Raw genomic sequence first — 15,168 nt, forward strand, 5'->3', positions numbered from 1 at the left:
CATTAAAACTTTACACGCTACACTAACCACATTGTGCTAAGCGCATTATCAATTTACTTAACCTGCTAACAGGTTGTACAAGGATATTTTATGACTAACCAATATACCCCGCCTAAAGTGTGGCAAAATAATAACAATGGCGCTAATAAGTGGGCGAACATTAATAGCCCTGAGTCAGGTGCAAGATTTGATAAAGCGCTGCCTGTCGGAGAGCATGCTTTGCAACTCTACTCTCTTGGCACACCAAACGGGCAAAAAGTAACTATCATGTTAGAAGAGCTACTGGCCTTAGGCATTAAAGAAGCTGAATATGATGCTTATCTGATTAACATCGGGGAAAAGGATCAATTCTCGTCAGGGTTCGTTGCCGTTAATCCAAACTCAAAAATTCCTGCTTTATTGGATAAATCAGCTAATGAAGACGAAAACGTGTTTGAATCTGCTTCAATTTTGGTTCATCTAGCAGAGAAGTTTAACCAATTCCTCCCTAAAGATGGCAAAGCCAGAACGCAAACATTTAACTGGTTGTTCTGGGCCCAAGGTTCAGCGCCATTCCTCGGTGGCGGCTTCGGTCACTTCTATGCTTATGCCGATGAAAAGCAGGAATATCCAATTAATCGCTTTGCTATGGAAGTTAAACGCCAGTTAGATGTGCTAGATAAACAACTGGCAAAAAACACCTTTATTGCTGGTGAAGAATATAGCATTGCAGATATTGCTATTTGGCCTTGGTATGGCAACTTAGTCTTGGGCAATTTATATGAGGCTGCCGAATTCCTAGAAGTAGAGACTTATACCAATGTTGTTCGTTGGGCTAAATTGCTTGAAACTCGTGAAGGGGTCCAACGTGGTCGTATCATCAATCGCTCTTGGGGCGAAGAATGGGAACAAGTTCCTGAGCGTCATTGCGCTGAAGATATTGATAAGGTTCTAAAACTGCGTCCTAGCACAGTAAAATAACGTAGTCGTCAACGTTTGACGCTATTGTTTCACTGACTTATTTTGTTGCCATACTAAAAAGCCTTCTGCATTACAGAAGGCTTTTTTTGTTTCCGTATTTCAGCTCGAAACAACGACAGTTCGAAACAACGCAAATTGTGGACGTTATTTCACACTAGAAACTCTGTGACAATTAAATACTCATCGCGAGTTCTGCACCTTGGCGAATAGCGCGTTTGGCATCTAATTCAGCCGCCACATCTACCCCACCAATTAAATGTACAGGTAATCCTGTGGCTTTCATTTCATCAACCAAACTGCGATTCGACATTTGTCCGGCACACAACACCACATTATCTACAGCAAGAATTTCAGATTGTTCACCTATTTTAATGTGAAGGCCTTGTTCATCAAACTTTTCGTAGCTTACGCCGGTTTTCATATGCACTTGATGTTGCTTCAACACGCTGCGATGGATCCAGCCAGTAGTTTTACCTAAACCTTTGCCCATTTTGGTGGTTTTACGTTGCAGTAAATACACTTCACGACCAGGAATATGTTCGGCTTCTTCAGTTAACCCGCCAGCATTCTGATAGGTTTTATCAATGCCCCATTGTTTTAACCATTTATCGGGTTGCAAAGTGCTCGATTCTAATTCGCATAAGAAATGCGCCATATCAAAACCAATACCGCCAGCACCAATTAATGCTACCGTTTTACCCATTTCAACTTGGCCCGTTAATACTTGTTGGTAATCGACCACTTTAGGATTATCAAAACCCGGTAAATCCAACGCTCGTGGTACCACACCAGCGGCGATGACCACTTCATCAAATTTCTCATTGGCCAGTACTGCCGCATCCAATTTAGTGTTTAGACGCAGTTCAACGTTATGCAGTTTAATTTGGTTAATGAAATATCGAATAGTTTCACTAAACTCTTCTTTACCCGGGATTTTACGCGCTAAATTAAACTGACCACCGACTTCAGACTTGGCTTCAAACAATACCACTTCATGTCCACGAGACGCTGCGTATACCGAGAACGCCATTCCCGCAGGACCGGCGCCCATAACAGCGATACGTTTTTTACTGGTTGTTGGGGTAAAATTAATTTCGGTTTCATAACAAGCACGAGGATTAACTAAACAGGTTGCCCGCTTCATCGCAAAAGTATGGTCCAAACAAGCTTGGTTACAACCAATGCAGGTATTAATCAACTCTGGGGTATTAGCTGCCGCTTTATTCACAAACTCTGCATCTGCTAAAAATGGCCGGGCCATCGATATCATATCAGCTTGACCTGATGCAATAATCGCCTCGCCAATTTCTGGGGTATTAATTCGGTTGGTGGCAATTAACGGAATCTTGACTTCTTTTTTGAGCTTTTCTGTTACCCAAGAAAAAGCACCACGCGGTACACTGGTCGAAATCGTCGGTACACGTGCTTCATGCCAACCAATACCGGTATTAATAATACTTACACCGGCTTGTTCAAGCGATTTTGCCAGCTGAACCACTTCATCCCACGTTGAGCCATTGTCGACTAAGTCGAGCATCGACAAACGGAACACAATAATAAAGTCACTGCCTACTTTCTGACGAATAGCGTTAACGATTTCAATCGGAAACTTAACCCGATTGTCATAACTGCCACCCCATTCATCGGTACGTTTATTGGTGCGCGAACTGATAAATTGATTGATCAAATAGCCTTCAGAGCCCATGACTTCAACGCCATCATAACCGGCTCTTTTCGCCAATACCGCGCTGGTAGCATAATCTTTAATTGTCGAACGCACTTGACGAGCAGACATCGCTGAAGGGGTAAACGGGGTAATTGGCGATTTTACTTTGCTCGGCGCTAAGCTAAAAGGATGATAGCTATAACGGCCCGCATGCAAGATTTGCATACAGATTTTACCGCCCGCTTCATGCACAGCATCGGTAACAATTTTATGTTTACCCACTTGCCAAGAAAAGCTTAATTGGCAGGCATGTGGCGCTAAACGGCCACGTAAATTAGGTGCGATACCGCCAGTAACGATTAACCCCACGCCACCTTGAGCACGCTCTTTATAAAAAGCTGCCAGTTTCTCAAATCCGCCTTTTTCTTCTTCTAACCCCGTGTGCATTGAGCCCATCAACACGCGGTTTTTCAGCTGTGTAAAGCCGAGATCTAAAGGTTCTAATAAGTGTGGAAACGACATTCAAACATCCTTTTTAAACAAGTGATTTAAACCAGCATACCCCGACAGTAAAGTTTGCTCAATCATTTAAACGCTCGTTTGTTAAAAACCTTTACAATTGAATTTCACATTTTTATTGATTTTCAGTTAGGATGACTACATTAGACTGATAAAGGAGTGGCAAATGTCCGCTAAACCCTCGTTTTTAAAAAGGATGTTTTTACTGTTATGGAATACAGTAAACGGTATCCGTAAGTTCATCATCAACGTTATATTTTTTGGTTTGTTGGCTGTCATCGCTGTAGTACTTCTCAACAGCGAAGATGAAATTGTCGTCGAAGATCAATCAGCATTAGTGCTGAACTTGTCTGGGAGCATAGTGGACCAAAAACATTATGTAGACCCAATAGAAATGGCATTTAGCCAAGGGCAAGCTAATGATCCAGAAGGTGAAATTCTATTAGCCGATGTACTTTATACTATTAATAATGCGACTCAAGACGCCCGCATTAACAGTATAGTACTGGACTTAGCGGATCTTCGTGATGCCGGTATTAGTAAAATGACCGCTATAGGTGAAGCATTAACCCAGTTTAAAGCCGCCAATAAGTCAGTTATCGCTATGGCCAATGGTTATGATCAAAACCAATATTTTTTAGCCAGCTTTGCAGACAAAATATACCTTAATAACCAAGGTATGGTAGCGCTTGATGGCTTAAGCCGTTATCGCTTATATTACAAAGCTGCACTCGAAAAACTCAAAATTACCACTCACGTATTTCGAGTGGGTACCTTTAAATCAGCTGTAGAGCCCTTTATTCGCGACGATATGTCTGATGCCGATAAAGTCGCCAGTAAAGTATTGTTAAACGATATTTGGCAAAGTTATTCAACTATTGTGGCCAGTAACCGTCAAATAGCCCCAGATCAATTAGTGTTAACTCCAGATGAATTCCTTGCTCAGCTTGATAAAGCTGAAGGTGACAGTGCTCAAATGGCTGTCAACATGAAATGGGTTGACGAACTGGTTTCGGCTGATGCGTTCCGTGTCGCGATGATTGAACGTGTTGGCAGTGATAAAGAAGGTAAAAACTTTAAGCAAATTAGCTTTAATGATTATCGAGCGTTAACCGCACCTATGCCTAGCTTTGTTGAAAAAGACGCAGTGGCCGTTATCGTTGCTAAAGGCACGATTCTTAACGGTAAACAACCTGCTGGACAAATTGGCGGTGAAAGTACCTCTGCATTGCTAATGAAAGCACGCTTTGACGATAAGGTGAAAGCCGTCGTGCTTCGCGTTGATAGCCCTGGTGGTAGTGCATTTGCGTCAGAACAAATTCGTCAAGAAGTGTTAGCCCTAAAAGCAGCAGGTAAGCCTGTGGTTGTTAGCATGGGTAGTCTTGCTGCATCTGGCGGATATTGGATATCAGCCAGTGCCGACTATATTGTTGCAACACCAACAACCCTAACGGGTTCTATCGGTATTTTCGGTATGTTTGCTACGTTTGAGCAAGCACTGAATCATTTTGGTGTGACCTCTGATGGTGTCGCAACATCTGATTGGGCCGGATTATCGCCTGCACGCGAATTAAATCCACAAGTGGCTGCTGTTGTACAACGCCATATTGAACGTGGTTATCATGAGTTTATTTCTCTGGTAGCAAAAGAACGTCATATGACTCTAGAGCAAGTTGACAACATTGCTCAAGGCCGAGTATGGACTGGTAAACGCGCACTCACCTTAGGCCTAGTTGATGAACTAGGTGATATGGATGTGGCATTAGCTAAAGCTGCTGATTTAGCGAAAATGGACAAGTTCGACGTTAAATTGATTGAACAAGAGCTTAGCGCTGAACAACAACTGATGCAGCAAATCATGGGCGCTACTGTGGCTTATGTTCCAGACAGTGTTCGTCAAACCAGTTTCATTGAGCGCTTTGCCAAGCAGTGGGCTGGCGCATTTGAAACATTGTCGATGTTTGATGACCCTAATCATGTCTATATGTATTGCGAAAACTGTAATTACTAATCACTCAAATGACCGCAATATGAAGATTATTCAAAAAAAGCCTGCTTAGCAGGCTTTTTTATTGGGGATCGATAAATAAACTCGTATAATTTCCACAATCTGCAATCGCTGTTAAAGAAGAGCCTACATACATGACAAAACGTTCCATTTACGTTGCCTATACTGGCGGTACCATCGGGATGCAAAAGACCGATAATGGTTTTGTGCCAGTATCAGGGTTCTTAACCGATTGTGTGCAGTCAATGCCTGAGTTTTATCATGAAGAAATGCCTGAATTCGTTATTCATGAATACAGCCCATTAATTGACTCATCCAATATGGCACCGCCGGATTGGCAATTGATTGCTAATGATATTCAAGCCAACTATGAAAAGTATGACGGTTTCGTTATTTTGCATGGTACAGACACCATGGCTTATACCGCATCTGCATTGTCATTTATGCTGCAAGGTCTATCAAAACCTGTCATTGTTACTGGTTCACAAATTCCGTTAGCTCAATTACGTTCAGACGGTCAAACCAACTTGCTCAATTCGCTTTATATTGCGGCCAACTACCCCGTTGCAGAAGTCTGTTTATTTTTTAATAACAAACTGTTTCGTGGTAACCGCTCAACCAAAGCCCATGCTGACGGATTCGATGCGTTTGCATCGCCTAATTTTCCTATGTTGCTCGAGGCAGGCATTAAAATAAACCTTAAAGCAGGGAAAATAACCAAACCAACAGGTGAGCCTTTAGAAGTGGTGACAATTAGTCCACAACCTGTTGGTGTGGTGACACTTTATCCAGGGATCTCCACTGACATTTTTAATAATATTTTACAGCAACCGGTAAAAGCACTGATTTTATTGACCTTTGGCGTGGGGAATGCACCACAAGATAAGAAGCTACTTGATACACTTAAACAAGCCGATGAACGCGGTATTATATTGGTTAATTTGACTCAATGTTTCCAGGGTAAGGTCAATATGCGCGGTTATGCTACAGGTAATGCTTTAGCACAAGCTGGGGTAATAAGTGGTGCTGATATGACCATTGAAGCGGCGTTAGCCAAATTGCATTATTTGTTGTCTATTGGATTAACGTCGGCGCAAATTAAGCAACGTATGCAGCAAAACCTTGTTGGTGAACTGACAACAGACTAGTTTAGGTTATTGATACTGTTACGGGGTTATTGTATTAACAGATAACAGCTAAATAAAAATGCGAGCTAATGAGCTCGCATTTTTTGATGTTATAATATCCATTATTGATAACAAATATTATTTATTATCAGATAATTACAAATCAGCTTCTTTAAAATCGGCGATGGGCTCACCTTTAAACTGTTTTTTCAGCTCTGATTTAGACAGCTCATTAATGTTACCACCGGCTGCGATGGTAAAATGTTCAGTTTGCTGCAACTTACGTGCTTGATACAACATCACTACTTGCAAAGTCGATTCACGCTGTGGCTGAGTTAATACTGTACCATCATCCCACTTACCTAACTCAGACGCAGACAATAAGCGCAGGTATACTTCTTCAGGCATTTCATCAATGACTTTATTGATATCGTTCATACTGATTTCCGTTTATGTAACACTATTCTGACTCGGGTAACAAGATAACCCGTAAAACCAATAACAAAACTTGCGATCGCGATATAAGAAGTTAACCCCTGTGCAGGCTCTCCTCCCCAAAACCACACCACAACTCCTGCGATAAATAATGTCAAAAAAATAAAGCTTTGAGTCATTAAGCTATTTGAACGCTCAATGTGACTGATAATCTTTAATGACTCAGTATTACCACTCAAATCGGTTTTACAATGCTCACATTGCTTAACCAGACTTGAAATTCGCTTTTGACATTTAGGACATGCAACTAAGGCCATAATTCATTCTACCTGCTTGATTATCTGAAGATAAAAATTACCGCGTACTGTCGCGATTATAAATTATCAACCACCGCTAACATCGCAACTAAAGACGCTTCACCTAAATATACGCAACGCTCTGGAGACCAGCCCACAAATGGATCGGCTAAATTGGCATTGTCTTTAAATGGCATTTCTAAGGTGTTCGATAAACAACTGAACGTATTAGCAACCCAATTAGAACCTACCGTTAAATTAGCTTTACCTGGCTCATCTTTATCGTAACCAAACTCTGTTTGGAAATCCGCACTGGCAATGGTCAATGCACTGAGAAATTGCTGCTGTAATTGAGCCATCTTATCGTTGTAGCTTGGCACCCCTTCACAACCGGCAAGGAACACATAAGGAAGACCTTCATCGCCGTGCACATCGTAAAATAAATCAACACCAGTTTGATGCATTTTATTAACGACATAATACACTTCAGGGCTTTTCTCTAAGCTCGGTGTTTGCCATTCGCGATTTAAGTTAGTACCTGCAGCATTAGTCCGTAAATGGCCGCGTGCGCTGCCATCTGGATTCATGTTTGGCACAATATAAAAATTGGCTTTGTCTAATAAGGCTTTAGATGTTGGACAATCACTATCAAGCAATTGATTTAACAAACCTTCAACTAGCCATTCAGCCATCGTTTCACCCGGATGTTGACGCGCAGTAATCCAAATATTCTTTTTATCTGGGTTAGCATCACCAATTTTTAGCAAGGTCATGTCGCGACCATCAAGGGTTAACCCAAGGTGCTCAAGACTCACAGCTGGATGTAATTGCACTTCACTGATCAAATCTAAATGACGTTCGTAGCTGTACGGTGCAAAATAAGCTATTTGAATGGCTTCACAATCTAGCTCAGCCTGGATGGTTAATTTTCCGTCGACATACTGAGTTGGTAATCTGAACCACGATTGGCGGTCATAACTGGCCACTGCTTGATAATCGTCCCAGCCAGCTGGATAAGAGGCACTACCTGCATTGAGGATGTTAAGGGTATATGTCTGGCCGACTTCCCCTTCTAAACGGAAGTTAAACCATTGATAAAACTCACCACCAAAATCGGGACGAATGGCGAGCTGTATATCGTCATGTTTGTCTAGGTTAATGACGTCAATATTGCCGCCGTCAAAGTTTGCTGTAATCCGCATTAGATTATCCTTTATGTGCTTGCGCTTATTTTGGGCTTAATAACGATTGGTATCAGCCTTATTTTATGCGCCATAGCTTATCAAATGCGGCAATAGGTGTGAACCATTAAAAGCTAAAGCTGTAACCTTGACCGCGAACGGTATTAATCAATTCGCGTGGTAAATTGCGTTTAACTAATTTACGGCGTGTATTACTGATATGCATGTCTAAATTACGGTCAAAACGTCCAAGTTCTTTGTGTAATACCCGTAGTTGCAGCTCTTCTTTGGTGACCACTTCACCTTGTCTATCAAATAAATATTTAAATAACCGATATTCCGTTTGGGTCAACACTAGCGACTTTTCTGCAAAACTAATGGTATAGCAGGTATCATCAAAGCCAATATAGTCATTAACCGCGTCATTAATTGGTGCTTGGGTGCGTCGATGGAGTACATTAAGACGTAACTGCAATTCGCGGATATTAATCGGTCGAGTGAGATAATCGTCGGCGCCTAACTCTAGCGCATTAATGCGCTCCAGTTCGCTGTTACTTTCTGCTAATACAATAATAGGCGTTCGGGTTTGTCGTGCAACGAGCAGCCAAAATGACTCCATTTTGGGAACCGAAAAATCTAATAATATGGCTTCAAGCTGCTCAGTTTCCATTTGGATCAACGCATCAAAGGCATTATTAACCCGATGAACACTGTAGCCCTGCTCATTTAGCTGTCGAGTTACGTCACTTTTATCGGAAAGGGTATGTTCAATGAATAGGATATTCTTCATGCTCAGCTACTTAATGATAACGATTACCATTAAGATTATCATACTGATTTAGCCAAAACCAGATTTAATCGACCCTGTAGCCCTTTTCATTAACAAAAAGGCCTGAAACTTCAGGCCTTGAGACATTTGTCACAATAATGAATGAGACATCATTGGTCTATTTATCTGTCATCAACTGTTTAATAAATTTAACCGGCGCACTACCGTAACTTAAAAACTGTTCATGAAACTGCTTTAAATCAAAGTTTTCACCTTGCTTAGCTTTAAGTTGTTCGCGGAAATCATAGATCTCACGATAGCCAGCGTAATAGCTAGTCAGTTGCACTTGACTTAAGGTCGCTCGACGCCACTTTCCTTCAGCTTCAGCGCGTTGTTGGAATGCTTCATTCTCGAGCAAGTCAATCACCTCTTGCTCACCCATTCCGTTAACCTGAATGCTGTAGTCTAAAATAGTGTTACAAATGACCCGTAAATTCCATTTGTAATACATCAACCACATTTCAGGTTCAAAATTACCATAACCTTCTTCCAGCATCATACGCTCGGTATACACTGCCCAACCTTCAATCATGGCACCGTTACCAAATAAGCTTTTCACTAAACTAGGAGATTGGTTAGAAAAGACTAATTGTGTGTAATGCCCTGGGATAGCCTCATGAATATTCAGTACCTGTAAAATCCAGTGATTGTATTCACGTAAATAGCTTTCGGCTGACTCATCACTCATGTCATCGAGGGGCGAAACGTTGTAGTAAGTATTACCGCCTTTGTCATAAGGCCCTGGTGCACTGATAGAAGCACCCGCAAAACCGCGCATGTATTCAGGGGTTTCACGCACAATTAACGGTTTGTTAGGATCAAGCGTCACCAGTTGTTTGTCATTGACAAATTTAATCAGTTCTGGAATTTGCTTACGCACTTCAGCAACAAAGTTTTCTCGTTTAACATGTTTGGTTGATAACACATCAATTAACTGCCGAATTGCTTGTCTCTCATCGTCTGGTTTTGGGGTATCGATATACTTTGACCAAATGGTATCGGTGATCTTAGCCATTTCTTGCTGAACATGATTTTTATCTGCCACAGCTTTGTCATATAACTGTTTAGCGGTCATACCAGACTGAATATCGAAGGCGAATTTTTCTTCGTATAAGGTTTCACCAATACGGAAATCACGGCCTCCATTTTCGGTTAGCTTAGTTTCAAGCGCGGTTAACCACTCAATGTGCTGTTTAATCGCTGCAGTTGCTGCATCAAAACGTTGAGTAAATAACGCTTTCTGCTCTGCGCTTAAGCCTGAATCAGTGACTTGCTGGGCTAACTCGGCAGACAATACCGAAAATGCGCCTTGATTTTGCATAATCGCTAATTGGGTATGCTCAAGTGTCGGCTCACTAATATTTTGTCGCGCGGCCTCATAATAAGCGGGCACATTTTCAAGACGTGCAATAACAGAGCCTAAGCGCTCATCTAACGGCGCAAAGTCTTCATTGATGATTTGCGCAAAACCACCGGCAACATTGTAATTAGATGGATCCCATTGCCAACCTTTAAAGCGTGTAATTTCCCATTGCATTGACTCAACTAAATTACTCAGTAATTTATAATCAATTAACTCGTTAGCAGATAATGACTGCGAATCGAATTGGGCTAGTGCCGCTTGCTGTTGCTTAACAAATGCCAACGTTTTGTCGCGGCTAGCTTGATTAGGGATATCTAAATAGCCATCATTAACATGTTTGCCACTGTACAGAGCCCACGTTGGTGATAATGCCCACAGCTCATCAATAAACTGTTGTGAATATTTGTTAAAGGTTAATTCTGCCACGGTTGTAGTTGTGCTAGCCTCTGCAGTAACGGTCTTGGTTTGTGGACTTGGCTTAACCGAGTCATCGCCACAGCCGACCATGGCAAAAGTAACCGCCAAAGCAAGTAAAGATTTTTTCATGAGTTATCCCTTACATTGTTATTATTTTTTAGTGTATATAAACTTATTTTTTGATGCATATCGCTTTCGTGCACAAAGATTTTTGTTGCGAAGATACGAATAAAAATTCATCTTACGGCAATTATAATGAGTTAATCATGTTCGTCACGGTTTTGCAGCATGCAGACACCTTTTGTGACATAAAAATAGTGAATCGATCAACTGCTTGTAGCCTAGAAACCGATTTTTAGTTACATAGCCGTGTCCATAATAATCAACAGAGGTCTTAACGATGCCTTCAACACATATCCGACTACTGCTTAATGGTAAAAAAGCCGCCAATGTCGACATCAGACAATCGGTTATCGCTTTACGTGAAAAGGGCCATACTGTTGATGTGCGGGTCTCTTGGGAAAGTGCCGATATGTTGCGTTTTATGACGGAAGCAATAGCCGATAATGTCGGCAGAGTGGTTATTGGAGGCGGTGATGGCTCACTTAATGAGGCTGTTAATGCCCTGATGCAACTGTCACAACAGGATCATATGCTCGAAATAGCCGTGCTGCCATTAGGCACGGCAAATGATTTCGCCACTGCGTGTGGAATTAGCAATAATATTCATTCCACTTTGGAACTGGCGATTCATGGTGACAGCTACCCTATTGATATCATTAGAGCCAACAATAATTATTTTATTAATGCGGCTGTCGCCGGTTTTGGCGCGCAAGTGACTGCAGAAACACCAACAGAGTTAAAAGATTTTCTGGGCGGCGGGGCTTATACCTTAATAGGATTGGCAAAAGCATTAGGCTTTAAGCCTTATCAAGGCAGTATTACCACCGATAAAGGCACGTTCGATGGCGATATTCTGGTAGGCGCCATTTGCAATAATAAGCAAGCTGGCGGCGGACAAATGCTGGCGCCCAATGCGTTAATTGATGATGGCTTGATGGATATCACCCTGCTGAAGTCATTTTCAACCTTTGATATCCCGGTGGTGTTAGAAGAAATACAAGCCATGAGTCATGAAGCCAGGTTTTGTTATCATTTTCAAACCCGTTGGCTAGAAATTGATTTCCCTATCAAGTTACCGCTTAATTTAGATGGCGAACCCTATCCAACAGAGCAAATGCGTTTTGAAGTACTCCCAAAAGCCATTCAGTTTGTGTTACCGCCAGACTGTCCATGCCTTGAGAAATCCACACAAAAAAGCGGAAAGTAAATTCCGCTTTAATCGCCGATACAACAACTAAGTTAATCGTTTATCTAATCAGTTTAGATATTCCACGGATTAGGTTTATTACCTTTCGGCGAGGCTGGCGCTTTAGCTGTTTTGGTTTTTCTAAAGTCAGCTGAAGCCGTTTTCGATTTGCCTAAACTCAGCGTAGGTCGGTCTGTCGCTGAGGTTGATTTATGCTGACGATTTTTTGGGATAAAATTCAACACCGAAATAGGAATAGGCTTAGATGGTTCAAAACCGACTATTTCTTTGCGTTCAATTAAATGCCCCAAACGACTTTCAATCATACACAGGTTTTTAAAGTCATCATTGGACACAAAAGAAATAGCGACACCAGCAGCACCGGCACGACCGGTTCGACCAATACGATGAATGTAGTCATCGGCCGGATAAGGCAAGTCATAATTGATTACACGAGATAAATCGTCAATATCAATACCACGGGCCGCAATACCGGTAGCTACTAGGTATTTAATGTTACCCGATTTAAAATCAGCTAAAATTTGTTCACGCACCGGCTGGCTGCGGCCACTGTGAATACACTCAGCAGCAATATCACGCTTTTCAAGCTGACTGACTAATTTAGCGGCACCTTGCTTGGTTTCGATAAAGATTAGCGCTTGATTCCACTCTTCGGTTTTAATTAAATGACTTAATAAAGCTGATTTTTTATCTTTATCAACCGTCGTTAACCACTGCTCGATTTTCGGTGCTGAATCGCGATCAGCAATCACCGAAATTTCCACAGGACGCTTAATGGCCGTTTTCGCTAACGCACGCACTTGGTTTGATAATGTCGCGGAAAACAATAAACTCTGACGTTCAGAAGGTAATTTATCGATGATTTTATTAATATCTTCGATAAAGCCCATGTCGAGCATTCTATCGGCTTCATCAAGCACCAACACTTCAATTTCATCAAAGTGCACAGCACGTTGGGTATATAAGTCGAGTAAACGTCCTGGTGTCGCCACCAAAATATCCACACCATCAATTAAGGCTTGTTTTTGCGGCTTCTCATCAACCCCACCATAAATGGCGATAGAGGTTAACGATAAATGCTTGGCGTACTGAACTACGTTGGCGTGAACTTGCACTGCGAGTTCGCGAGTTGGGGTTAAAATCAACGCTCGAATACGTTTTGCACGCTGGGTTTCAGTATCGGCTAAGCGTTCTAATATTGGTAATACAAAGCTTGCGGTTTTACCGGTGCCCGTTTGCGCCGCGGCAAGCAGGTTCTTACCCTTTAAAATAACCGGAATAGTCTGTTGTTGAATCGGTGTCGGCTGACTGTATCCCACTTCATGTAGGGCATTGACAATCGTGTCGCGTAATCCAAGTGTCGAAAAAGGCATGAAAGTGGGTCTCAGTAGTAAAACAAGAATAGAGCATTATAGAGGCTACGCATAACAAGCGCTAACACCTCGTTAATATAAAGTCATACTAGACAACGGCGAGACGAAGCATCAGCCAAATTGTCAGTATTGTATTAAAACACAAATGAAAAAAGACGTCCGAAGACGTCTTTTTTCATAATATGGCGGTGAGCGAGAGATTCGAACTCTCGTTAGGGATAAACCTAAACACACTTTCCAGGCGTGCGCCTTCAGCCACTCAGCCAGCTCACCAATTTGTGACTGACTTTTTATCCATACCATTAAAAGACATCAGATAAAAAGGCAGTACTTAATATTTGATTCTATTGAGTGGGATAATGACCTCTCAACAATACAAAACCACTTAATACTAACCGCGGCAGTGCTAATCGAGGCGTACTTTACGCAAATGATGATAGCGGGTCAAGCTAAAAATCCCCACTATCAAGCGTTTGCACAAATGCACAGCAACTAGCAAGCTAACTAACCTATTAAGGTAGGGAAAAGTCCTTTAACACCCGCGGCGATCACTTCAATGCCTAAAGACAACATCAGTAGACCCATTAGACGAGTAATAACGTTAATGCCAGTTTTACCTAATAGTTTAAACAGCATTGGCGCCATACGAAATAAACCCCAACTAACAAGACCTAAGATAATAATGGTTAAAAACATACCAATGTAGTTGGTTATTTGGTGATGCTCCGCCGCAAACACAATCACCGCACTAATGGCACCAGGACCAGCCATTAATGGCAAAGCTAAAGGGACAACTGCAACAGACTCCATACCTGAAGACTCACGGTCTTCTTCTTGGTTGCGTTTCACTTCACTGATTTTACCTTGTAGCATCGACATGGCAATAATACAAATCAAGCTACCACCGGCAATACGAAAAGCCGATAATGAAATACTGAACATACTAAGAATGTAATGCCCTGCTATTGCCGTCACCAATAAAATGACCACTACGGCAAAGTTTGCCACCCGGTTGGTATGTCTACGCTCAACTTCAGTTTGATGGCTGGTTAAGCTAACAAAAACAGGTAATAACCCTACTGGGTTAATAATGGCTAATAGTCCTAGAAAGAACTTGATATAAAGCATGAAATCCACTTGGTATAACCCTCTTGATATTACCTGTATTGAAGCTCGATTCTGAGGGCGCTAATGTAGCTGAAACATTGCCATTCCCCAAATGAAATTTTTTATATTTGATAGACCGTTTTACAATACAAAAACTAATGCTACGTCTATTATTTGTGTTTTTACATCACAATGACAGTTAACGTAAACACGCACTTTTAGTTATTTTATTTCACTATACAGTTCTAATTAGCATCAATATGATGATTTAACCTACAACATAACTTAAAACCTTGTTTGTCCGTGGTTAACCTACATATTATTCAACAAAATAAGAATAGCCTTATGATGAAAAATACTAACGATAGCGGAGTTTTTATTTCTCCTAAAAGTATACATTTAGCCGGTCAGTTTATTTTGACAGTATGTAAGTAACCTGAACTCGGGATAAGAATTGAACTAAACGCCCTCTTTACGATCAGATCTTTCGACCAAGAAGGATTTAATCATGCAGAGGGCGTATGAATAATTTAGTGGATATATTTTGTGATGTCGAT

General features: G+C 41.5%; 12 protein-coding genes and 1 tRNA gene. 4 read left to right on the top strand and 9 right to left on the bottom strand.

Annotated features, from left to right (window positions below):
• The first annotated feature begins 90 nt into the window (after positions 1–90).
• Positions 91–960 carry a glutathione-dependent disulfide-bond oxidoreductase gene (gene yghU / locus H5125_RS03015; RefSeq protein ID WP_182743510.1) on the top strand — a complete coding sequence of 290 codons (870 nt, stop codon included), beginning with the start codon at positions 91–93 and terminating at the stop codon, positions 958–960.
• A 172-nt stretch (positions 961–1,132) separates the two neighbouring features.
• Here the strand turns inward: yghU and H5125_RS03020 are convergent, their stop codons facing one another.
• Positions 1,133–3,148: an FAD-dependent oxidoreductase gene (locus H5125_RS03020; RefSeq protein ID WP_182743511.1), complete on the bottom strand. Its 2,016-nt coding sequence runs from the start codon at positions 3,146–3,148 to the stop codon at positions 1,133–1,135.
• A 163-nt stretch (positions 3,149–3,311) separates the two neighbouring features.
• Here H5125_RS03020 and sppA point away from each other — a divergent pair, with 163 nt between their 5' ends.
• Together sppA and ansA are read left to right on the top strand one after the other, a co-directional pair.
• Positions 3,312–5,156, top strand: coding sequence for a signal peptide peptidase SppA (sppA, locus tag H5125_RS03025; protein WP_182743512.1), 1,845 nt, complete (start codon positions 3,312–3,314; stop codon positions 5,154–5,156).
• 131 nt (positions 5,157–5,287) lie between these two features.
• Positions 5,288–6,301 (top strand): asparaginase, encoded by a 1,014-nt coding sequence (gene ansA / locus H5125_RS03030; RefSeq protein ID WP_101087066.1) that lies wholly within the window; start codon positions 5,288–5,290, stop codon positions 6,299–6,301.
• Between the two features lie 135 nt (positions 6,302–6,436).
• Here ansA and H5125_RS03035 read toward each other — a convergent pair whose 3' ends face one another.
• The 5 genes from H5125_RS03035 to H5125_RS03055 form a co-directional block, all read right to left on the bottom strand.
• Positions 6,437–6,718: a YeaC family protein gene (locus tag H5125_RS03035; protein ID WP_182743513.1), complete on the bottom strand. Its 282-nt coding sequence runs from the start codon at positions 6,716–6,718 to the stop codon at positions 6,437–6,439.
• Positions 6,715–7,032, bottom strand: a complete 318-nt coding sequence (locus H5125_RS03040) for a zinc ribbon domain-containing protein (protein ID WP_182743514.1) — start codon at positions 7,030–7,032, stop codon at positions 6,715–6,717. The genes H5125_RS03035 and H5125_RS03040 overlap by 4 nt, the downstream gene beginning before the upstream one ends.
• A gap of 56 nt (positions 7,033–7,088) precedes the next feature.
• Positions 7,089–8,213, bottom strand: a complete 1,125-nt coding sequence (locus H5125_RS03045; protein WP_182743515.1) for a carboxypeptidase family protein — start codon at positions 8,211–8,213, stop codon at positions 7,089–7,091.
• 106 nt (positions 8,214–8,319) lie between these two features.
• Complete coding sequence (locus H5125_RS03050) at positions 8,320–8,982, bottom strand: response regulator transcription factor (RefSeq protein ID WP_162023232.1); 663 nt, start codon at positions 8,980–8,982, stop codon at positions 8,320–8,322.
• A gap of 157 nt (positions 8,983–9,139) precedes the next feature.
• On the bottom strand, positions 9,140–10,930 hold the full coding sequence (locus H5125_RS03055; RefSeq protein ID WP_182743516.1) for a DUF885 domain-containing protein: 1,791 nt from the start codon (positions 10,928–10,930) through the stop codon (positions 9,140–9,142).
• 271 nt (positions 10,931–11,201) lie between these two features.
• Between H5125_RS03055 and yegS the strand changes: the two genes are divergently transcribed.
• The gene (gene yegS, locus H5125_RS03060; RefSeq protein WP_101087060.1) at positions 11,202–12,131 is read left to right on the top strand and encodes a lipid kinase YegS; all 930 of its coding nucleotides are present in this window, start codon (positions 11,202–11,204) and stop codon (positions 12,129–12,131) included.
• 53 nt (positions 12,132–12,184) lie between these two features.
• Here the strand turns inward: yegS and H5125_RS03065 are convergent, their stop codons facing one another.
• The 3 genes from H5125_RS03065 to H5125_RS03075 form a co-directional block, all read right to left on the bottom strand.
• Entirely contained in the window at positions 12,185–13,504 is a 1,320-nt protein-coding gene (locus H5125_RS03065) for a DEAD/DEAH box helicase (RefSeq protein WP_101087059.1), read from the bottom strand.
• A 183-nt stretch (positions 13,505–13,687) separates the two neighbouring features.
• A tRNA-Ser gene (locus H5125_RS03070) sits at positions 13,688–13,777 on the bottom strand.
• Between the two features lie 231 nt (positions 13,778–14,008).
• Positions 14,009–14,632 carry a YchE family NAAT transporter gene (locus H5125_RS03075; RefSeq protein WP_194956085.1) on the bottom strand — a complete coding sequence of 208 codons (624 nt, stop codon included), beginning with the start codon at positions 14,630–14,632 and terminating at the stop codon, positions 14,009–14,011.
• Between the last annotated feature and the right edge of the window lie 536 nt (positions 14,633–15,168).

The sequence above is a fragment of the Shewanella sp. SR44-4 genome (assembly GCF_014163715.1).
Taxonomy (GTDB): domain Bacteria; phylum Pseudomonadota; class Gammaproteobacteria; order Enterobacterales; family Shewanellaceae; genus Shewanella.